Source organism: Larkinella rosea (assembly GCF_003858635.1).
GTDB classification, from domain to species: domain Bacteria; phylum Bacteroidota; class Bacteroidia; order Cytophagales; family Spirosomataceae; genus Larkinella; species Larkinella rosea.
Window position 1 is genome coordinate 296972 of record NZ_RQJO01000011.1, and the last position, 22528, is coordinate 319499.

The following is a 22528-nucleotide window of genomic DNA, read 5'->3' on the forward strand; positions in this document are numbered from 1 at the left end:
CATTATGAACCCCAAACCGCCCCGCATCCCCGATAAACTGTTGACCTGGCTGGTGGCTCCGCACCTGCGCGAGGAGGTGCTGGGCGATCGGCATGAGCGGTTTTTTCGTCAAGTGCAACGGCTTGGCGAAGCGAAGGCCCGGCAGCGGTATTGGCGCGATATGCTGACGTACGTACGGCCGGTTTTTATGAAAAGACAAGAAACGGACTATCCGAATCCAACCCATACTGCTATGTTACGCAATTATCTGAAAATCACGGTTCGAACCCTGGTTCGGAACAAGCTGTATACCGTCCTCAATGTGGCCGGTTTGACATTCGGTATTACCTGCTTTTTACTCATCGGGCTTTACCTGTTCGATGAGTTCACGTTTGATCAGCAACACAGCAAAGTGAACCGGATTTACCGGCTTGTTGAACACAAAAAAACCAAATCGGAAGAGTTTGACGTGGCGGCCGCCAGCTACACATTGGCTGAAGAAGCCAGGCGACAGATTGCCGAAATCGAAAATACCGCCCGTATGAACCGGGCAGGCCGGGCGGATCTAATCAATCCCGAAACCCAGGCCAAATTCCAGGAGACAGTTGCCTTTGCCGATCAGAGCCTGATGGAAATATTTGATTTTGAGGTCATTGATGGAGATAGCAAAACAGCCCTGAAAGAGCCCAATTCAATCATTATTGTGGAAGAACTGGCGCAGCGGCTTTTTAAAACCAGCAAAGTGGCCGGTCGAACCCTCCATTTTAGTTTCACCGATACCCCCCTGAAAGTGACGGCGGTTTTGAAAAACCATCCCCGAAATTCAAGTTTTGATTTCAACTCGGTGATTTCCCTGAGCAACCAGCAGGGCCGGGATCGGGCTGATTGGGATTCGAATGAATTTATGGTTTTTGCCTTGTTGAAAGAGCACGCCAGTGCCGAAACCGTTGCCAAAAAGATCACCGCGTTGCTGTATGCCAATTTCAAACCTGAAGTGGGTACCTCGCTGGCGTTCAGCCTGCAACCGCTGGCCGACATGCACCTGTATTCTGAAAACATCATCGATGCCGCCCGCAATTCCAACGTGGAAGCGATGGGGCAGGGAACGCTGCTTTACGTCAACGTCTTCGCCGTGGTAGCGATTTTCGTGTTGCTGATTGCCTGCATCAATTACATGAACCTGGCGACGGCCCGGGCGTCCAACCGCGCGAAAGAAATTGGCGTGCGGAAAGCCAATGGGGCGTTTCGGAGCCAGTTGGTCAAGCAGTTTCTGGTGGAATCCCTGCTGGTTTCCCTGTTTTCCTTCTTGCTGGCGGTGATTCTGGTCAATCTGCTGCTGCCCGCCTTCAATGAATTTACGGGCAAACAACTCTCGTTGAATCTCCAGACCGACTACCGGATCTGGTTGTCTACTCTTCTGATTCTACTCGTTACCGGTTTTGTTTCAGGGAGTTACCCGGCCTTGTTGCTCTCGAATTTCAAGCCGGTGGTGTTATTGAAAAGCTTAAAAATTCAAAGTAAAAGCAACTTGTCGTTGCGGAAAGGGCTGGTGGTTTTTCAGTTTACGGTTTCCGTCGTGATCATGATCGCGACCATGGTGCTGTTTCTGCAAATCCGCTACACCAGCAACAAGGATTTAGGGTTCAAAAAAGACCTGCTGGTAGTGGTAGACATCAACAGCGCAAAAGCCCGGACGGAAGCCGATGCGATGCAAATGGAATTGGCGAAACTGGCCGATGTCAAAAATGTGTCGGTGACCTCCCGGGTTCCGGGCGAATGGAAACAGATCCCACTGGTGAAAATGAAACCCCAGGGAAGCGCCGAAGATCACAAAATTTCGTACCTGATCGGAGCGGATGAGAATTTCGCCAAAACCTTTGAGGTGCGGATTCTGCAGGGACGAAATTTTACCAGCCCGGCGGATTCTTCGTCGATTTTACTAAACGAAACCGCAGCAAAAGCGCTGCACATCAGTCAGGCATCCGGTCAACTGGTCGAGATTCCGTCGCGGTCGTTTGGGGGCGATTTTACGCCCCTGAACGAATCGAATCACCCGTTTCGGGCACGGGTGATTGGCATTGTGAAGGACTTTCATTTCCAATCATTGCGGGAAAAGATTTCGCCCATGGTACTGGCCTACCAGAATAATCCGGTGCATCAGATCGATTATTACACCGCCCGGATTGAAGGCGGAAATATACCGGCAACGTTGAAACGAATGGAAGCGGCCATGGCAAAAATCGATCCGACGCACACGTTCGAGTATCACTTTCTCGACGAGCAATTCGCCCGGTTTTACCTCGAAGACCAACGTCGTCAGACCCTGCTGATCTGGGTGGCGTTGTCCACGATTTTCATCGCCTGTTTGGGACTTTTTGGATTGGCGACGTATGCTGCCGAGCAGCGAATCAAGGAAATTGGCGTTCGAAAAGTACTGGGTGCCAGTGTGTTGAATCTCACGACGTTACTTTCCAAAGACTTCCTGAAACTCGTTCTGATTGCCAATGGCATTGCCTTTCCGGTAGCCTGGTGGGCGACGAGTGAATGGCTGGGCGAATTTGCCTACCACATCAACGTCGAATGGTGGATTTTTGTCGCTGCGGGTGCTTTAGCCATCGCCATTGCCCTGCTGACCATTAGTTACCAGGCGATTAGGGCCGCGCTGGTAAATCCGGTGAAGAGCCTGAGAAGTGAATGAATGAGTCAGTTATGAATTATGAGTTAAAAATATCAGCTAAATAAAAGACAAGCTCTGAAATCCTGACCTATCGTCAATAACTCATAACTCTTAATTATGAAACCGCCCCGCATCCCCGATAAGCTGCTGACCTGGCTAATTGCTCCGCACCTGCGCGAGGAGGTGCTGGGCGATCGGCACGAGCGGTTTTTCCGGCAGGCCGAACGGCTGGGCGAGACCCGGGCCCGACGGCGGTATTGGCGGGATGCCCTGGCGTATGTGCGACCCGCATTTATCAACCGAAAATCATCAGCGTATCCTCAACCAACAAATACTGACATGATCCGTAACTATTTCAAAGTCGCGTTCAGAAATCTGGTGAAAAACCGGGTCTATTCCTTCATCAACATTTTCGGGCTGGCATCGGGCATGGCCGTCGCCATGCTGATCGGATTGTGGGTATACGACGAACTGTCGTATGACAAACACAACAAAAACTACGACCGAATTGGCATGCTCTGGCAATTTGTCTCATTCGGCCCCGAAAAATCTCCCTACGATGTCATGCCGATTCCGTTGGCGGCCGAACTGCGGAACAAATACCCCGATTTTGAATCGGTCAGCTTGTCGGTTTTCCGGAAAGCCATTTTGACGACAGGTGACCAGAAGTTTGCCAAAACCGGTAGTTACGTCGAGCCGGATTATACGGGAATATTCTCGCTGAACATGCTGGCTGGCAGCCGGTTCGGTTCCGACGATGTCAATGCAGTCCTGCTTGCCAAATCCGTCTCCGAAGCCATTTTTGGGTCGGCTGATCCGATTAATAAACTGGTCAAGGTGGATAACAAGCAGTCGGCCAAAGTGGTCGGCGTTTACGAAGATTTTCCGAGCAATAGCGCATTTAAAGATGTCTTTTTTCTGGCCCCCTGGAAGTTGTTTGCGGCTATCGATGACGGGGCTAAACGGGATCAGAACGAGTGGGATTCCAATTCGTATCAGGTGTATGTCCAGCTCAAACCGGGCGCGGATTTCGATGCGGTTTCGGCCAAAATCAAGGATATCCGGATGAAACGCGACAATCCTCCGCGCTACAAACCCGAGTTCTTTCTGCACCCGATGAGCAAGTGGCATTTGTACCGGGATTTTAAAAATGGCGTCAATACCGGCGGAATCATTGTGTTTGTCTGGCTGTTCGGTGCCATCGGCATCATCGTGTTGTTGCTGGCCTGCATCAATTTCATGAACCTTTCGACGGCCCGCAGCGAAAAACGGGCGAAGGAAGTCGGCATTCGGAAAGCCATCGGGTCGGTTCGCGCCCAATTGATTTACCAGTTTTTCAGTGAATCGCTGCTGATGGCTCTGCTGGCGTTTGCGCTGGCGTTTGTGTTCGTGCAACTAACGTTGCCGTTTTTCAATCAGGTATCCGAGAAAAAGATGACCATTTTGTGGTCAAATCCCTGGTTCTGGCTGGCCGGACTCGGGTTTAGTCTGTTCACCGGACTGATTGCGGGCAGTTATCCCGCCCTGTATTTGTCTTCCTTTCAACCGGTTAAGGTGTTGAAAGGAACCCTTCGGGCCAACCGGTTTGCAACTATTCCGCGCAAAGTGTTGGTATCGTTTCAGTTTACGGTTTCGGTCACGCTGATGATTGGCACCATCATCGTCTTTCGGCAGATCGAACACGCTAAAAACCGGTCGGTGGGGTACAACCGCAACGGGCTGATTGAAATCAGCATGAATACCCCCGAACTGTACGGACACTACGGAACCCTGCGCGACGATTTACGGGCGACCGGCGCGGTCGACGAAATGTCCGAGTCGTCGGGCTCCGTCACGGTTCAATACGGCGGGACAACGGATTTTACCTGGAAAGGAAAGACGCCGAATACCTCCCCGCTGATCATGTCAAATTTCGTGACGCACGACTACGGAAAAACCGTCGGCTGGCAAGTGAAGGAGGGACGCGATTTTTCCCGCGAATTTTCGACCGATTCGTCGGCCATTATCCTGAACGAAGCAGCTGTTAAACTGATGGGTTTTAAAAATTCGGGACGCCGAACTGCAATCGGTCAACCCATCCGGCGGAATGGGCGCGATTATACGGTAATCGGGGTCATCCGGGATATGATCAAGGAAGATCCGTTCAAACCGGTCAATCCCTCCTTTTTTGCACTGGACTACCGAAGTGTCAACGTAATCAATATCAAACTGGCTTCGCAACTTCCTGTCAACGAAGCGCTTGCTAAAGTCGAACAGGTTTTTCGGACCTACAGTCCGGCGGCCCCGTTCGACTACAAATTCGTGGACGAAACCTACGCCGAAAAGTTTGGCACCGAAGAACGCATCGGCAAGCTGGCGGGTGTCTTTGCGAGCCTGGCGGTTTTGATCAGTTGCCTGGGCTTGTTCGGGCTGGCGTCGTTTATGGCCGAGCAGCGCACCAAGGAAATCGGCATCCGGAAAGTGCTGGGCGCATCGGTCTTTACCATCTGGGGGCTGCTCTCGAAGGAGTTTGTGGTGTTGCTGGTGATTGCCTTCTGCCTGGGCGCTCCGGTGGCGTATTACGTGTTGTCGGACTGGCTCCAGAACTACGAATACCGCACCGAGCTCTCCTGGTGGATTTTTGCCGCTTCGGGCCTGGGCGCCTTGGTCATCACCTTGCTGACCGTCAGCTTTCAAAGCATCAGGGTGGCGCTGGTGAACCCGGTGAAGTCGCTGCGAAGTGAATAATCTGAACCGCCGGGCGGCCCGGCGGTTCAAGACAATCTTCTTAATCCTTTAATCCGCGTAATCCCAGTTCAAGAATGAACCCGCCCCGCTTCCCCGACCGACTGCTGACCTGGCTGGTGGCTCCGCACCTGCGGGAAGAGGTGCTGGGTGACATGCACGAGCGGTTTTTCCGGCGGGCCGGGCGGCTGGGAGAAACGACGGCCCGCCGGCGGTATTGGCGGGATAGTTTGGCTTATCTGCGCCCTTCTTTTATCAGACGAAAACCAGCATCTAACCCAACCCAAACAACACCAACGATGATCCGGAATTATGTCAAAATCGCGCTGCGAAACCTGGTGAAGCACAAGGGGTATTCAGTTATCAATATTGGCGGACTGGCGATGGGCATGGCCGTCGCGATGCTCATCGGGTTATGGATTTATGACGAACTGTCGTACGACCGGTATTTCCAGCATTACGGCCGCATTGCCAAGGTCATGCAGCACGGAACGCACAATGGCGAAGTATTTAACGGCGAGTACAATCCGCTGCCGTACGGGAACGAACTGCGGACGAAATACGGGGCGGATTTCGATCACGTCATCATGTCGTCCTGGACAAGTGACCACATTCTGGCTTACGGTGAGAAGAAGTTTACCAAAACCGGAAATTACCTGAGTCCGGATGCGCCGGATATGTTCACTCTGAAAATGCTCCGGGGCACGCGGGCGGGGTTGAAAGATCCGGCTTCCATTCTGCTGGCCGAATCCGTCGCCCGGGCGTTGTTTGGCGACGCTGATCCGATGGGAAAAACCGTAAAGATCGACAACAAACTGAACGTGAAGGTGACGGGCGTTTACGAAGATTTTCCGTTCAACACCGAGTTCCGGGACATGACCTTTATTGCGCCCTGGGATCTGTACGTTTCGTCGGAAGACTGGGTGAAACGCGCGCAGGATAACGCCGAATGGGGAAATCACTCGTGGCAGATTCTGGCTCAAATCGCACCCAATTCAAACTTTGAGACGGTTTCGGACAAAATCAAAAACATTCGGGTGGAGCACGACCCGGCCACGGCTTTTCTGAAACCGGCGGTTTTTCTGCATCCGATGAGCCGCTGGCATTTATATTCGGGCTGGGACAAATCGGGGAATCTCGACGGCCGGATTCAGTACGTCTGGCTGTTTGGCATCATCGGTTTGTTTGTGTTGCTGCTGGCCTGCATCAACTTCATGAACCTTTCGACGGCCCGCTCCGAAAAACGCGCCAAGGAAGTCGGCATTCGCAAAGCCGTCGGTTCGGTTCGGAGTCAGCTGATCAGCCAGTTCTTCAGCGAATCGCTGCTGGTGGCCGGTTTTGCGTTTGCGCTGTCGATTGGCTTCGTGCTGCTGATGTTACCGTTTTTCAACGAAGTGGCTGACAAGAAGATCGGCATTCTCTGGACCAGTCCGTTGTTCTGGCTTTCCGGCCTGGGCTTTAGCCTGATGACGGGTTTGATTGCGGGCAGTTATCCGGCGCTCTATCTCTCTTCCTTTCAGCCCGTTAAAGTACTGAAAGGAACCTTTCGGCTGGGGCGGTTTGCGTCGATTCCCCGGCAGGTGCTGGTGGTCGTGCAGTTTACGGTATCGGTCACGTTGATCATCGGAACGATCATTGTCTATCGCCAGATTCAGCACGCGAAAAACCGCTCCATCGGCTATGACCGGGCGGGCCTGATTACCGTGGCCATGAACACGCCGGAACTGCACAAGGGCTACAACGCGCTGCGGGGGGCTTTGCTGCAAACCGGCGTCGTGGTGGATATGTCGACCTCGTCGGGACCGGCAACGGATCTGAGATCGCAAAACGCCGGGTTCGAATGGGAAGGGAAAGACCCCAATTTCAAAGAATCCTTCGGAACCGTCGCCGTTACGCATGATTTTGGTAAAACCGTTGGCTGGCAATTCAAGGAAGGCCGCGACTTTTCCCGGCAGTTTACGACGGATTCGTCGGGGATGGTTTTGAACGAAACCGCCGTTCGGTACATGGGTCTGAAAAATCCGGTTGGTAAAATTGTGAAATGGGGGGATACGTCGTTCCGGGTGGTCGGGGTAATCCGGGATATGGTGATGGAATCGCCGTTTAAACCCATTACACCCACGATTTTTATCCTGCGGTACGACTGGGCGGACGTCATCAACATCAAGCTGAACCCGGCCCGCAGCACCCGCGAATCGCTGCGGCAAATCGAAGCCGTATTCCGCAAATTCAACCCCGGCAGCCCGTTCGATTACCGGTTTACGGATGAGCAATACGCCCTGAAATTCCGGGCCGAAGAACAGATCGGCAAACTCGCGTCGGCCTTTGCGGTGCTGGCGGTTTTGATCAGTTGCCTGGGGCTTTTCGGAATGGCGTCGTTTGTCGCCGAGCAACGCACCAAAGAAATCGGTATTCGGAAAGTGCTGGGCGCATCGGTCTTCAACCTCTGGCGATTGCTGTCGAAAGACTTCGTCGTGCTGGTCGTCATTGCCTTCGGAATCGCCACACCTACAGCGTACTATTTCCTGTATAACTGGCTGCAGAAATACGAATACCGCACCGACATTTCGTGGTGGATTTTCGCCCTTTCCGGCGCAGGTGCCCTGGCGATCACGCTGTTAACCGTGAGTTTTCAGAGCATCAAGGCCGCACTGATGAATCCCGTGAAGTCGCTTCGTTCGGAATAACTAATGAATAATGAACAATTAACAATGAAAGGCTTCTTGGCTCATAGCTCTAACTCGTATTGTTGGTATTGGTAGTAACTGTTCCTTGTTAATTATTCATTATCAAAGATGACCCCGCCCCGCTTCCCCGACCGACTGCTGACCTGGCTGGTGGCTCCGCACCTGCGCGAGGAGGTGCTGGGCGATCGGCACGAGCGGTTTTTCCGGCAGGTCGAGCAAGTGGGCGAAACCCGGGCCCGGCGACGGTACTGGCGCGACATGCTGGCGTATTTGCGACCCGCTTTTATAAAACGACAACCTAAAGAATTTCCGAATCCAACTTCTATTGCTATGTTACGTAACCATTTTATCATTGCTTTTCGGAATTTGACCGGTGGAAAAAGCTTTTCCGGTATTAACATTGCCGGGCTGTCCATCGGGATGGCAGGCGCTGTCCTGATTCTGTTGTGGCTTCAGAACGAGCTCAGTTTCGATAAATTCCACGAAAACCGGGACCGGCTTTATCAGGTATATGGCCTGACCGGAAATACGGATGGCGCTCCGTTTGCGATTCCGGTGACGTCACAACCACTGGCAGCGGCCTTAAAAAAGGATTACCCGGAAGTGGAAGCGACGGCGCGGGTGGCCGCCAGTGATAAATTTCTGCTGACCGTCGATAACAAACGATTTACCGGAATTGAAGGGAACATGGTCGATCCGGCTTTTCTGCAGCTATTCAGTTTTCCGCTGGTAGCCGGTTCTTCCAATGAGCAACTGACTGATATTCATTCGATTGTGATTACCGAAAAACTGGCCCGGAAATTATTTGGTACGGACGACGCCCTGCACAAAACCATTCGGCTTGATTCGGAGGATAATTTCACCGTGACCGGCGTTTTAAAAGACCTGCCGCCGAATACCCGGTTTACGTTTGAATACCTTCTGCCGTGGGATTATGTGAAGAAAATCGGCTGGAGCAATGAAAGCTGGCTCAGCAACAATACTCCAACCTATGTACTGCTCAAACCCAATACGAATGGTGCGGCTTTCAGTGAAAAGATCAAAGACCTGACCCGCCGGTATGCGGGCCGCACGGATGTCTGGACGCACTTTCTTTTTCCGCTCGACCAATGGCATTTGTATGCGCGCTTTGAAAATGGAAAACCGGTCGGTGGGCGCATCGAAACCGTGCGGATTTTCGGTCTGATTGCCGCTTTTATTGTCCTGATTGCCTGCATCAATTTCATGAATCTGAGTACGGCCCGCTCGGAGAAACGGGCGAAGGAAATCGGAGTGCGAAAAGTGGCCGGGGCGGGTCGCGGTTTGTTAATCGGGCAATTTATTGTCGAAGCGTTTCTGACGACCGTGGTGGGCGGTTTTTTCGCCCTGCTGCTCGTTCAACTGGCATTACCGGTTTTCAATACGCTCGTGAACACCCAGCTTGCCATTCCGTATTCGAGTTATGGTTTCTGGCTTTCTGCGCTCGGTTTCATGCTGTTGACGGGTCTGCTGGCCGGAAGTTATCCCGCCTTTTACCTGTCTTCTTTCAAGCCAATCACCATGTTTAATCAGCAGTTTAAAAAGAGTCGGTTGGGGCTATCGCCGAGGAAGTTGCTGGTCGTTCTCCAGTTTACGTTTGCCATCATTCTGGTGATTGCCACGATTGTGGTGCGCGACCAGATCATTTTCGCCCAGGAACGCGATAAAGGCTATGCCAACAACGATCTGATTCGGGTGGATTTTGTGGGCGATATTGAAAAGAATTACCCATTGATCAAACAGGAATTGATCCGTTCGGGCGTGGCCGAATCCGTTACGAAAACCATGACGAGTATCACGCAGGTCGGTTCCCGGACGTGGGGACTTCGGTGGACGGGCGAAAACCCCGCCGATACGAATACCTCCATTTCGCTGTTCAGCGCCGATGCCGACCTGGTCAAAACCGTCGGTCTGAAACTGATTGCGGGCCGGGATATCGACATCCAGAAGTATCCATCGGATAGTTCTTCCGTCCTGCTGAACGAAGCCGCCGTTACATTGATGGGTTTCAAAAATCCGGTTGGACAACTCCTCACGCAACCGTATTCCGGGCAAACCTGGCGCGTGGTAGGCGTCGTCAAAGATTACATTGTGGACTCGCCCTACGCCAAAATCCCGCCCATCGTTATTGAAGGCCCCAGGGCTTCGTTTAACACAATGCACATCAAATTCAAACCGGGTGCTGCCACATCCGATAAGTTAGAGAAGGCCGAAGAACTATTCAGGAAATACAATGCCGCTTATCCGTTCGATTACCAATTCATCGATCAGGAATATGCCAAAAAATTTGACAACGAACAGCGTACCAAAACGCTGGCGGGTCTCTTTGCGGCCCTGGCCATCCTGATTTCGTGCCTTGGCTTGTTTGGCCTGACTTCGTTCACCGTCGAGCAGCGCCGAAAGGAAATCGGGATCCGGAAAGTGCTGGGATCGACGGTCGGACAAATCGTCGCATTTTTATCCAAAGATTTTCTCAAACTGGTGCTGGTCGCTTTCGGAATTGCCATTCCGATCACCTGGTATGCCATGAATCAGTGGCTGGACGGTTTTAGTTACCGCATCGGGATTTCGTGGTGGATTTTTGCCCTGGCTGGCGTCACTGCGACCCTGATCGCTTTGCTAACCGTCAGTTTTCATACCCTCAAAGCCGCATTGATGAATCCGGTGAAATCGTTGCGGAGTGAATAGCGGAGGGCGGGGCTGGGTAGAAAAGAGGACATTCGTATTGTTGTTTTTCGTCAACTGCGAAAATAGCAACGAAACGAAGTCCCGGTCAGTCTTTTCTCTCAATCGCTCGATGGATTGTGTCAATACCCGGCCGCACTCCGATCCAGCCCAATCACCACTTCTCCAAGCCGAGGAGTTTTTTTCCTAACTCATTCAACTGGGCGGTTTGGTACCTGGTTTGTTCCCAGCCGCGCGGGTCGCCGGGGAAAGCGTAGCCTTCGGGCGCTTTGCGGTCACGCCAGGAGGTGATGCGCCACTGCCGCAGGGCTTCGTTGTTTTCCTGCGCGGGCATCATGGAAATGTACTGCGCGATCCTGACTTTATCTTTCGTCAGATTCGGGCGAATTCCGTGCGGCTGCGTGCTGTTGAAAATCAGCAAATCACCGGCTTCCAGCTTCACTTTCACGAGTTCAAAACCGGTCGTGTCGGGTTTAAAAGGGTCGCGGTTCGCGGGTTGCGTCAGTTTCCAGGTGTCGTAGGTTCGGTACAATTCGGGAATGCACTGAAAACCGCCCATGTTTTCGTCGGTCTGGTCGGCCAGGGCCAGCACACCCTGCACGTTTTGCGGTTTCGTTTCCGGGTCATAATCCCAGTGAATGAATCCTTTGAATTCAAAACCGGGTCGGGCGGGGAGGTTCAGGTTAGCCCGGTCGATGGTCACCCAGAGTTTTTCGGTGCCCCAGATGTCCACGAACGCGTCGTAAATCCGGGGCGACTGCCGGTTATCCCAAAGGTATTGGTGATTGTAAATTTCCACCATGCCGCTGTTACTCAGTTCTTTCATCTTCATTTCGGCCCGGGGCGGGGCATACCAGGTTTCGGGATCGTTAGGGTCTTTCTCTTCGAATTCCCAGAGAAATTTCGCCAAGCGTTCGGCCTGTTCTTTCGGCACGGCGTTTTTGATGACAATGTACCCGTTCTCGATCCAGAACTGCCAGTCGGCTTCCGAGAGGACGCGCAGCGGTTTTCCGTTCGAGCGGTCGTTGAGTTTCAGGTGGCTGCTGATGGCTGTCGACGGGTTTCCCGGAATGTCCTGGTGCGCATTGTCGGGAATCATGGTGGCAGGCGGACCTGCTGGCGTCATTGTCTCCATATAAATTAGGATCGGTTTTAGATTGAATAGGACAAAGGTAAAACCGGTAGCCGGTTCAGGGCTACACGCAGAATGACCAGTAGTTGAACACTATTGATATTTTTGAAATAGTTTTTTACCAGTTTTGGTATAGTTTTGTACAAATGCGGTTTTTATGAAAGCGTACCTGGAAGAAATTCAAGCCGATACCGACAGTTCGTTCCGGCTACTACTGACACCCCACCTGAACGATTTTTTCCTGTGGCATTTTCATCCGGAATTCGAGCTGGTTTTTATTGAAAACGCCGACGGCCCGCGTCACGTGGGCGACCATCTTTCCCGCTACGAAGGCAGCGATCTGGTATTCATCGGCTCCTACATCCCGCACCTGAATTTCGATTATGGTGTTCGAACCGACTACCGGAAAGTGGTCATTCAGATGCGGGAGGATTTTCTGCGGGATAATTTCCGGACAATGCCGGAACTGGCCGCCATTGCCCGGTTATTCGAGCAGTCGCGGCACGGGATCGCCTTTCACGGAACCACGAAACGGCTGGTTGGCAAGCGGTTGGGGCGGTTTCACCAGCTGTCGCATTTCCGGCAGTTGATCGAGTTGCTGGAAATTTTCCAGATTCTGGCAACCTCGCCGGAGTTTACGTTGCTCAACAGCCGCCCCGTGGCATTGCCCTACAATCAGAAAGAGCAGCAGCGGTTGCAGCGCGTCTACCGGTTTATCGAGGAAAATTACCAGCGAAAAATCGAAATGACGGAACTCGCCGACCTGACGCACCTGACGGTGGCTGCTTTTTGCCGGTATTTCAAAAAAATGACGCGGACCACCTTCACCGAATTTGTCAACCAGCACCGCGTTCGGGAAGCCAAGCGGCTGTTGCTGGCCGATCAGTCGGTAACGGAAGCCTGTTTTGCGAGCGGTTTTGAGAGTTTGTCGTACTTCAACCGGATATTCAAGAAAGTGACCGGGCAGAATCCGGTGGGGTTTAAGAAGCAGAATCGGTAGAATGTAAGAAATTCGGTACTGAACGATTTTCAAGGATATCAGGGGCGGTTCCGATTGGGTAAATAACCCTTAAAATAGGTTTCGACTCATTCAGCCGGTTACTTAACTTTTATTAACAATCACAAAAAACCGCCAAACCCCGTTTGCCAGTACCTTTAGGGCGACCAAAAACCGGCTTGCCGACGGGGCTTATGTTACAGAACTACTTCAAAATTGCCTGGCGGAATTTAACCACCCACCGGAGTTACACCCTGCTGAATATCCTCGGCCTGTCCGTCGGCATGGCGGGTGGCCTGCTCATTTTTCTGTTCGTTCGCTATCACCTCAGTACCGACCGCCATCATGCCAAATTTGACCGGATTTTTCGGGTCGTGACGGACATGCACCTCGACGACGGTTCCGTGGAGTATTACCCCGAAGCGCCCTTGCCGATGGCCCGGGTGTTGCGGACGGATTTTTCGCAGGTCGAACAGGCGGCTTTTTTGATGATGAACCGCGAGCTGACCGTCAGTTACCAGAAAAACGGAAAACCGGTTCGGTTTATGGAACACAAAGGAACGGCCTTTGTTGAACCGGAACTGTTTGATATTCTGGATTATCATTGGCTACGTGGCAATCCAAAAACCGCCCTCCGCGAACCCAACAGCGTCGTTCTGACCGAGTCGTGGGCCAAAAAATACTTCGGCGATGCCGACCCGATGGGGCAGACGCTGAACCTGAAACCGCTCATCGAGGTCAAAGTAACCGGTGTGCTGGCCGATCCGCCCAAAACGACCGACACCGACATCCGCCTGTTTATTTCCATCGCAACGCTTAAAAAATTCAGTCCGGACTTTAATCAAACCGATTGGGGCTGGCTCAACAGCAATTACCGGCTTTTTGTTACATTGAAAGATCCCGGCTTGCTCGGTAGCCTGAATGCCGCCATGCCTGCTCTGGCTAAAAAGCATCTGGGCGAGAGTGCGAAAGTTCTTCAATTTCACGCCCAGCCGCTTCGGGAAAGCCATTTTGATGTCAAGCGTGTGATGGGGGGCGCCACCGCCATTCGGCCGTCGTTGCTCTGGTCGCTGGGATTAGTCGGGCTGTTTCTGGTGTTGACGGCCTGCATCAATTTCGTTAATCTGGCGACGGCACAGGCTTTACGGCGCAGCAAGGAAGTCGGGATTCGCAAAACGCTCGGTAGCACGCGCGGCCAACTGGTCCGGCAGTTTTTGCTCGAAACCGCGCTGATCGTTCTGGCCGCGACCGGTTTTGCGCTGTTGATTGCCGTATTGAGCTTACCGGTTTTCAACCAGTGGGTCAACGTGAGTCTGTCGTTGCGGCTAGATGGCCTGACCAGCGGTTTTACCGTCTTATTAATCTTCGTCGTTATTTTATTGGCGGGTGGTTATCCGGCGGCCGTTTTATCCGGCTTTAGTCCCTGGGCGGCTTTGAAAGGAAAGTTGTCGGCCAGATCCGGCGGCAGTTATTCCGTTCGTCAATCGCTGATTGTCATGCAGTTTGTGATTTGTCAGGCCCTGATCATCGGGTCGCTGGTGGTGGCGACGCAGGTTCGTTACATTCAGACTACCGATGTAGGATTTACGAAAGACAATGTTGTGATCGTCCGCCTGCCCAATCCACTGCGGGCGTCGCGGGAAACATTTAAGAATGAACTGCTTCAGTATCCTGAAATCAAATCAATCAGCGCCAGTCACCGTCCGCCGTCCGCATTGATCATGAACGGAGGTTCGTTTAAGTACGGCGATAAGGCCGAATGGACGCCTTTTCCGATTCGGGAACGGTTGGCCGATGCCGATTACCTGAAAACCTACGGCTTACAACTTGTGGCGGGTCGTAATATTTCCGACAGTGATACGATTCGGGAGTATTTGATCAACGAAGCGCTTTTGCGGAAAATGAATATCCGCGATCCACAGCAAGTGCTGGGTCGCAAAATGCAGTATTACCTGTCGCCGGTTGCGCTGCCGATTGTGGGGGTGGTGAAAGACTTTCATTTACGGTCGTTGCGCGATGAAATAGCCCCCTGTTTTATTGCCAGTTATTTTAAAATGTATGAGCGGCTGGGAGTCCGGATTTCGGGTCGCAATCCGCAGCAAACCGTTCAGCGCATTCGGAAAGTCTGGGAGAAAATTTATCCCGATGCGGTTTTTGAATACGAATTTCTGGACGAACAACTGGCGCAGTTTTACGAAACGGAAAACCTCATTTTCCGGCTGGTCAACACCTTTGCCGGTATCGCCATCCTGATTTGCGGACTCGGTTTATACGGTCTGGTGTCGCTGGTGGTGGTTCAGCGGACAAAAGAAATCGGCGTCCGGAAAGTCCTGGGCGCGTCGGTCGCCAGCATTGTTGCCCTGCTCTCGAAAGACTTCCTGAAATTGGTCCTGATCGCGCTGCTCATTGCCGCGCCGATTGCCGGTTATGCCATGCACCAGTGGTTGCAGGATTTTGCCTACAAGATCGACATCGAATGGTGGATGTTTGCGCTGGCGGGCGGTTTGGCGGTGGTGGTCGCACTGGCGACGGTTTCGTTCCAATCGATCAAAGCCGCGTTGATGAATCCGGTGAAGAGTTTGCGGACGGAATGAGATAGGAACACGGATGGAACAGATTAACGGAAAAAATCAGTTCTAATCCGCTGAATCCGTTCGATCCGCGTTCCTATCAATGCAGTAAACGAACCCTTTTAATCATACCATACTAGATCGATGCTGAGCAACTACCTGAAAATCGCCCTGCGCAACCTCTGGCGCAACAAGTTTTATACCGGTTTGAACGTCGGTGGACTGGCCGTCGGGCTGGCGGCCTGCCTGCTGATGGCCCTGTATGTCGATCACGAGTTTTCGTACGACGGTTTTCACGCCAACGCTGACCGGATTGTGCGCGTGACAACCGAAATGAAAACGCCGGAATCGCCCCTGTCGATTGCGTCCAGCCCGCTGCCCCTGGCGACGGTTTTGAAACAGGATTACCCGGAAGTCGAAACGGCGGTGCGGTTATTGCCTTCGTCGGCGGTGGTGCGGCATCAGGGCAAGTTGCTGAAAGAACCGGATGTCTATTTTGCGGACAAAGAGGTCTTTGCGGTTTTTTCGTATTCGTTTCTGGCGGGCAACCCGGCTTCGGCCCTGGCTAACCCCAACAGCGCGGTTGTTGGGGAGCGGTTTGCCAGAAAGTATTTCGGACAAACCGATGTGCTGGGAAAAACCGTCGAACTCAACAAACAGCTGTACCAGATCACGGGCGTTGTCGCCGACGCGCCCAGCAATACCGACTTGCCCGTTACGGCCCTGTTGTCCAAAACGTTTGCCGGCACTCGGTCGTGGGTGGAAGACGATTTTCCGTGTTATACCTATGTACTTTTCCGGGACGAACCCAATCTGGCGGTTTTCAGTAAAAAGCTGGCGCAGATCGCGGAAAAATACGCCAATCCCGAACTGAAGAAAATGGGCGCGGAAGGCTATTCACTCGTTTTTCCGGTCGAGCGGCTGCGCGACGTGCATTACAGCACGGGCAAGCTAGCCGACACGCCGAAAGGGAATAAACAATACGGCTATCTCTTCGCGTTTCTGTCGGTTTTTGTGCTGGCCATTGCGCTGCTGAATTACATCAATCTGCTGACGGCCAAGGCCGCCGAACGGGCGAAAGAGGTCGGAATTCGGAAAGCCAACGGTGCCCAGCGCGGCCAGTTGATCCGGCAGTTTTTGTTTGAATCGTTTTTGCTGAGCGGTTTATCGGTTGGTTTGGCTGTGGTGCTGGTGTGCTCCGCCATTCCTTTTTTCAATGAACTGTTACAAATCCGGTTGTCGATCGTCTTGTCAGAAGCTGTTCCATTGACCGGTTTTACGTGGGTCCTGATCACGCTGGCGGGTGGCTTGTATCCGGCTTTTGTATTATCCAATTACCGCCCGGTCGAGGTATTGAAAGGGCGCATGGGTAGCTTCGGAAAAGGAGCGTGGCTGCGGAAGTCGGTCATTGTTTTTCAGTTTATGCTGGCCGTGGGCATGATAACGGGCGTTCTGGTGATTCGTCGGCAAATGAACTTTATGCAACATCACGATCTGGGTTTCCGAAAAGAAGGCATTCTGAGCGTCTATTTGCCGGAGGATTCAACGGCGCGGGTGGCGGCCCCGGCGTTTATAACCAGTCTGAAAAACCGCAGCGAAGTGGGCGAGGTCACGATGGGCTCCGGTTTGCAGCCGAGCGGTTTATTACCGATGGCTTCCACCACCATCCGGACCAACGGGAAAAAGCGGGAAATCATGAGCAATTACCAGTTCATCGACGACCAGTTTCTGCCGTTGCTGAACATTAAACTCAAAACCGGTCGGAACCTGTCGGCCAATATCAAATCCGACTTGAACAGCGGTTTTATCGTCAATGAAGCATTTGTCAAAATGGCGGGCTGGAAAGACGGGATCGGGCAGACGATCGACGGGTTTAACCACAAGGGCAAAGTGGTGGGCGTGGTTCGGAATTTTCATTACCGCTCGCTGCACAATCTGGTGGAACCGCTCGTGCTGGTTTACAACACCTTTCCTGCCAGCAGCATTATGCTGAAGGTAAAAGCCGATGATTTGCCAGCCGTGAAAGCAGTTTGGGAGCGGCACTACCCGCTCTATCCGTTCGATTACGCGTTTCTGGAGCAATCCTTTGAAAGCCAATACCAGAAAGATCGGACGTTGGCAACAATTTTTAATGGTTTCACGTCATTAACCATTCTGGTCTCTTGTTTAGGACTATTCGGTTTCGTTACCTTTACAACCGGGCAACGAACAAAAGAGATCGGCATACGCAAGATTTTAGGTGCATCGGTCGTTAACGTGGTGTTATTGCTCTCCAAAGACTTTCTCAAGTTAGTTATAATTGCCTTTGTCATTGCTGCTCCGGTTGCCTGGTTTGCGCTGGATCACTGGTTGCAGGATTTCGCGTATCGTGTTGGATTGGAAGGTTGGATTTTCGCCCTGGCAGGCAGTCTGGTGATCCTGATTGCGTTGCTGACCGTGTCGTTCCAGTCCATCAAAGCCGCGTTGGTAAATCCGGTGAATACATTGAAACATTCCTGAACCGGGATTACGCGGATTCAAGGATTAAGAGGATTGGTTACCCCTCTTTTATTCCTCTCCCTGAATCCGCGTAATCCCAGTTCAGACATCCCCTACAAACCAGTAAACACACATGAAAACAGCAATTACTCTTGCACTCTTAGGAATCAGTGTCGCGGCCATCGGACAGGACCGCTCGACGATTAGCCGGAGCATTAACGACAACGGCAAAACGGTACGGATCAAAATCGACGTGGAACAACCCAGCCGTACGATTCATTACGACCAGGAATTTGATGCATCGGGCATGAGCAAGGAGGAAAAGGAATCGCTGATCAGCTCGATTCAGGATTCGCTGGGCGTGCATGTCGTCGTCAGTCCGCCCCGCGCGCCCAAACCGCCGGTTGCGCCCCGTGGCGTGGTCAGAACCTCGCGCTACGAGTCGGGTGAGGTGACCGTTGCCGCCAAAGGAACCGGGCATTCCGGCAACCGCTCGAAAAATGAAGACAGTAACCTGCCGAAAAACGTCATCGTAGCCCCGGACGGAACACCGTATACCAAAACCGTGATCGAAGATGCCGAAAATAACCGCGTTAAACTGAAGTATGAATACAAGCTCGACGGCGAAGAACACGTCTTCGAGCGGACCCTCAACTTACAGGGCAAAAGCGAATCCGAACGCCAGCAGATTATCGCCGAAACCGAGCGCGGGCTGGGGTTGTCGAACGCGCGGAAATAATTGCGTTGCAGAGTTGAAAGGGCATCGGGCAGTTTGCAACCCGATGCCCTTTTTTATTGTTCGAAAATTTCAGAAAGATTCAATTGAATGCCAGTTTCTGGATCGGCCACGATTCCTTCCGTGAAATTGATTTGCTTCCGGTTTGGTAGAAAAATAGAAACAATTTGCAGTGCGGGAACGATCAGCCAGACGGTCTTGACACCGGCGGGAAAGTGCTTTTTATAAATCCGGTCGAGCAGACTGTTCAGGCTTTGTTCGGGAGATAAAATTTCCAGTGTCGTCAGCGGGACATCTTGTACAACAATTTCATCAGTTAGCCAATCCGACGTTTGTTTGGGAAAAATACAGAGATCAGGCCGGGTTTTACCAGAAGCAAAGTCGAGATCTAATTCTGTCAACACATTGTATTGGTTGCGGTAGGCAGTAAGAAGCAAAAAAGCCAATTGGCTTTGAAGTTTGGAATGGTTACGGCTTGACATTTTTTCCTCGTCAGGTTCCTGATTACTCAGTTGTGGTTCGGCAACGGCTTCCATACGCATTGAGGTTTTTTCAAATATACCTTTATTTGAGCTTAACAAAAAAACGCTCAAGCGATTCTGTCCTTCGGTAGAAAAACAATAAATCTTTTCCGGGCGTAAACTTTAACGCTTACTTTAGCGGTCTGAATGGCTTTGGGGGTGTCCCTTGCGGACTGAGATTAGACCCTTCGAACCTGACACAGTTGAGACTGTCGTAGGGAAAAGCTGGAGAGAACACCGCTTCTTTCTGTTTGATTTCCGTACCGGAAACGCACCCACGCGTCCATTCAACTTTTTCTCACGTCAAAAACCGGTACGTTGTGAATAGCCTTGAAACTGATTTGAATGCCTTGCGGGCGTCGGCTCCGCTCGTGCACAACATCACGAATTACGTGGTGATGAATTTTTCGGCCAACGCCCTGCTGGCCGTTGGCGCATCGCCGGTGATGGCGCACGCCGTTGAGGAAGTGGAAGACATGGTGGGCATTGCCGGGGCTTTGGTCATCAACATCGGAACGCTTTCGGCACCCTGGGTACAGGCCATGAAACTCGCCCTGAAAAAAGCCGCCGATCTGAAGAAACCCATCGTTCTGGACCCCGTCGGCGCGGGTGCGACGAATTATCGCAATGTCGTTTTGGCCGAATTATTAGAAACCGCCCCGCCTTCGCTGATTCGCGGAAATGCGTCGGAAATTCTGGCGCTGGCCGGTTTGGGCGGACAGACCAAAGGCGTCGATAGCACCGCGTCGTCCATGAACAGCCTGGAAGCCGCCCAATCCCTCAGCGAACGGTTTGGCAGTGTGGTCAGCGTGAGCGGGGCCGTTGATGTTATTGTGCAGCAAAACCGGGTAGCGTATATCGAGAACGGACATCCGCTCATGACCCGAGTGACGGGCATGGGTTGCTCGGCTTCGGCCATCGCCGGCGCGTTTTGCGCGGTTCAGCAGGACGCTTTTCAGGCGGCTGTTACGGCGGCAACCACGATGGGGGTTTGTGGCGAAATCGCCTTCCGCAAAGCAACCGCACCCGGCAGTTTCCAGATCGCTTTCCTGGATGCATTGTCCGAATTGACTTCTGAAAAGCTTACTGAATTGGCGCGGATTAGGTAAAAGAAAGTAGACAAGAGATAGGAGACAAGAGAACAAAGACCGGCCAGTTGCTGACTGTCACTTTCAGTTCCTATTCCCGTCTCTACTCTCTTGTCTCACCTCTAACTTCTAACAAAAATGGAGCTTTATCTAGTAACCGACGAAGCCGCATGTCTGGGCCGGGATTTGTTCTGGGTCGTTGAAGAAGCCGTAAAAGGTGGGGTGACGATGGTGCAGCTGCGGGAAAAATCCCTCGACACGCGGGCTTTTGTGGAGCGCGCCAAGCGCCTGAAAGAACTGCTGAAACCGTATCAGGTTCCGCTCATTATCAACGACCGCGTCGATGTGGTGCTGGCGAGCGATGCCGACGGTGTTCACATCGGCCAGAGCGACATGCCCTACGAAACCGTTCGCGCGCTGTTACCGCCCGGAAAAATCATCGGTTTATCAGCCGAAACACCGGAACACGTTGTCGAAGCGGAACAATGGGATTTGGCTTATCTGGCCTTAAGTCCTTTGTATGCGACGCCTTCCAAAACCGATCATGCCGAGCCCTGGGGTTTGACCGGTTTGCATTGGGTTCGGGCCAACAGTCGCCACCCGCTGGTGGTCATCGGCGGGCTGAACCAGCAAAATACAACTGAAGCCATCGAAAACGGAGCCAATGGCATTGCGGTTATTTCGGCGATTTGCAGCGCCGAATCGCCCCGGACGGCGGCTGCGCAACTAAAAAACCGGATACAGGCCGGACAAGCTAAAACCGTATGAAACGATACCCAACCGTGTTAACCATCGCCGGGTCGGACAGTGGCGGAGGAGCTGGCATTCAGGCTGATTTGAAAACGATTGCGGCCCTGGGAGCCTACGGAACCTCGGCCATTACGGCCCTGACTGCCCAGAACACGCAGGGCGTGCGGGCGATTCACGCCGTTCCGGCCGGTTTTCTGCGCGAACAACTGGAAGCGGTTTTCGAAGACATCACCATCGACGCCGTCAAAATCGGAATGATCAATACCGTTGAAGTGGTGGAGGTCATTGCCAACGCGCTGGACCGGTTTCAACCCCCATTCGTGGTGTTCGATCCGGTAATGGTAGCAACGAGCGGTGCGAAACTGATTCACGACGAAACGGTCGACGTGCTGAAAAACCGCCTTTTTCCGCGGGCCACGCTCATTACGCCCAATCTGGATGAAGCCCGAATTCTGCTCCGGAAACCCATCGAATCGGTTGACCAGATGCGGGAAGCCGCCGAAGAACTGATTGCGCAGGGTTGTCCGGCGGTTTTGCTGAAAGGTGGACATCTCGTCGCGGCCCGGCTGTACGATGTGCTGGCGGTGCGCGGAGAACAGGTACAGGTGTTTGAGTCGGACTACATCGACAGCCAAAATGTTCATGGAACGGGCTGCACGCTTTCGTCGGCCATTGCTACGCATCTGGCGTTGGGACACGCGTTAAATGATTCGATTTCGCTGGCCAAAAAATACGTTTCGGAGGCTATTCTGGCCGGAAAAGACGTCACGACCGGCCACGGCTCCGGCCCTCTCAATCATTCTTATTCGCAAAAAACAATGGTAATCCGGTCATGACCTTCACCGAACATTTGTGGAAAACCGCGCTGCCGGTTTACGAAAAAATTCAGGCGCATCCGTTCAATCAGGAGTTGAAAACCGGAACCTTGCCGGTCGAGACCTTTAAATTTTACATCTACCAGGATTCGCTGTATCTGGCGGATTTCGCGCGGGCGCTGGCCGTTGCCGGAACCCGCGCCGGAACGAGTGAGGAGCTGCTGGCATTCCTGCAATTTGCGCAAAATGCCATTCTCGTGGAGCGCGCCCTGCACGAAAGCTACTTTTCGGAATACAAGATTGACTTCAGCAGCTGCAAAGCGCCGGGGTGTTTTGCGTACACGAATTACCTGTTAGCTGCCAGCGCTTACGAATCCTACGAAGTAGCCGTGGCCGCACTTTTGCCCTGTTTCTGGATATACAAAAAGGTCGGCGATTTTGTTTATGCCCATCAAACCGCCCCCAATCCGTACCAGAACTGGATCGATGCCTACGCCGGAGAAGAATTTGCGGTCGCTGTTACCAAAATCCTTGCCATTGTCGATCGGTTGGGCGAACAGGCTTCCGAATCCGTCAGAAACCGCATGACCGAAGCCTATCTGACTTCGTCGCGGCTGGAATACATTTTCTGGGACAGCGCCTACCGCCGGGAATCGTGGCCGGTCTGAACT

14 protein-coding genes and 1 riboswitch are annotated in these 22528 nt (G+C 52.6%); of the genes, 12 read left to right on the forward strand and 2 right to left on the reverse strand.

All coding sequences use genetic code 11. From position 1 onward, the window contains the following. Positions 1 to 4 precede the first annotated feature (4 nt). From EHT25_RS25310 to EHT25_RS25325, 4 genes are all read left to right on the forward strand, one after another. Positions 5 to 2677, forward strand: a complete 2673-nt coding sequence (locus EHT25_RS25310) for an ABC transporter permease (protein WP_124877980.1) — start codon at positions 5 to 7, stop codon at positions 2675 to 2677. Between the two features lie 96 nt (positions 2678 to 2773). Then, the gene (locus EHT25_RS25315; RefSeq protein ID WP_124877981.1) at positions 2774 to 5383 is read left to right on the forward strand and encodes an ABC transporter permease; all 2610 of its coding nucleotides are present in this window, start codon (positions 2774 to 2776) and stop codon (positions 5381 to 5383) included. A 74-nt stretch (positions 5384 to 5457) separates the two neighbouring features. Beyond that, a complete protein-coding gene (locus EHT25_RS25320) occupies positions 5458 to 8067 on the forward strand; it encodes an ABC transporter permease (RefSeq protein WP_124877982.1) in 2610 nt (869 codons plus the stop codon). A gap of 108 nt (positions 8068 to 8175) precedes the next feature. Next, positions 8176 to 10773 carry an ABC transporter permease gene (locus EHT25_RS25325; protein WP_221622327.1) on the forward strand — a complete coding sequence of 866 codons (2598 nt, stop codon included), beginning with the start codon at positions 8176 to 8178 and terminating at the stop codon, positions 10771 to 10773. 151 nt (positions 10774 to 10924) lie between these two features. Here EHT25_RS25325 and EHT25_RS25330 read toward each other — a convergent pair whose 3' ends face one another. After that, on the reverse strand, positions 10925 to 11905 hold the full coding sequence (locus tag EHT25_RS25330; RefSeq protein WP_124877983.1) for a phytanoyl-CoA dioxygenase family protein: 981 nt from the start codon (positions 11903 to 11905) through the stop codon (positions 10925 to 10927). Between the two features lie 154 nt (positions 11906 to 12059). On the opposite strand from EHT25_RS25330, the gene EHT25_RS25335 reads away from it, so the two are divergent. The 4 genes from EHT25_RS25335 (at position 12060) to EHT25_RS25350 (ending at position 18686) form a co-directional block, all read left to right on the forward strand. Further along, complete coding sequence (locus tag EHT25_RS25335) at positions 12060 to 12902, forward strand: AraC family transcriptional regulator (RefSeq protein WP_124877984.1); 843 nt, start codon at positions 12060 to 12062, stop codon at positions 12900 to 12902. Between the two features lie 191 nt (positions 12903 to 13093). Next, positions 13094 to 15493, forward strand: a complete 2400-nt coding sequence (locus EHT25_RS25340) for an ABC transporter permease (RefSeq protein WP_124877985.1) — start codon at positions 13094 to 13096, stop codon at positions 15491 to 15493. A 120-nt stretch (positions 15494 to 15613) separates the two neighbouring features. After that, positions 15614 to 17968: an ABC transporter permease gene (locus EHT25_RS25345; protein WP_124877986.1), complete on the forward strand. Its 2355-nt coding sequence runs from the start codon at positions 15614 to 15616 to the stop codon at positions 17966 to 17968. 112 nt (positions 17969 to 18080) lie between these two features. After that, positions 18081 to 18686: a ricin-type beta-trefoil lectin domain protein gene (locus EHT25_RS25350; protein ID WP_124877987.1), complete on the forward strand. Its 606-nt coding sequence runs from the start codon at positions 18081 to 18083 to the stop codon at positions 18684 to 18686. A 53-nt stretch (positions 18687 to 18739) separates the two neighbouring features. On the opposite strand, the gene EHT25_RS25355 is transcribed toward EHT25_RS25350, so the two are convergent. Beyond that, positions 18740 to 19219 carry a Uma2 family endonuclease gene (locus tag EHT25_RS25355; RefSeq protein WP_185731488.1) on the reverse strand — a complete coding sequence of 160 codons (480 nt, stop codon included), beginning with the start codon at positions 19217 to 19219 and terminating at the stop codon, positions 18740 to 18742. Between the two features lie 130 nt (positions 19220 to 19349). Further along, a riboswitch (TPP riboswitch) is annotated at positions 19350 to 19442 on the forward strand. A gap of 82 nt (positions 19443 to 19524) precedes the next feature. Here EHT25_RS25355 and thiM point away from each other — a divergent pair. The 4 genes from thiM to tenA all read left to right on the forward strand — a co-directional run bounded on the left by thiM (position 19525) and on the right by tenA (position 22525). Next, entirely contained in the window at positions 19525 to 20313 is a 789-nt protein-coding gene (gene thiM / locus EHT25_RS25360; RefSeq protein ID WP_221622328.1) for a hydroxyethylthiazole kinase, read from the forward strand. Between the two features lie 117 nt (positions 20314 to 20430). After that, the gene (gene thiE, locus EHT25_RS25365) at positions 20431 to 21060 is read left to right on the forward strand and encodes a thiamine phosphate synthase (protein WP_124877989.1); all 630 of its coding nucleotides are present in this window, start codon (positions 20431 to 20433) and stop codon (positions 21058 to 21060) included. Next, entirely contained in the window at positions 21057 to 21878 is an 822-nt protein-coding gene (gene thiD / locus EHT25_RS25370; protein WP_124877990.1) for a bifunctional hydroxymethylpyrimidine kinase/phosphomethylpyrimidine kinase, read from the forward strand. The genes thiE and thiD overlap by 4 nt, the downstream gene beginning before the upstream one ends. Further along, positions 21875 to 22525 carry a thiaminase II gene (tenA, locus tag EHT25_RS25375; protein ID WP_124877991.1) on the forward strand — a complete coding sequence of 217 codons (651 nt, stop codon included), beginning with the start codon at positions 21875 to 21877 and terminating at the stop codon, positions 22523 to 22525. The genes thiD and tenA overlap by 4 nt, the downstream gene beginning before the upstream one ends. Positions 22526 to 22528 lie beyond the last annotated feature (3 nt).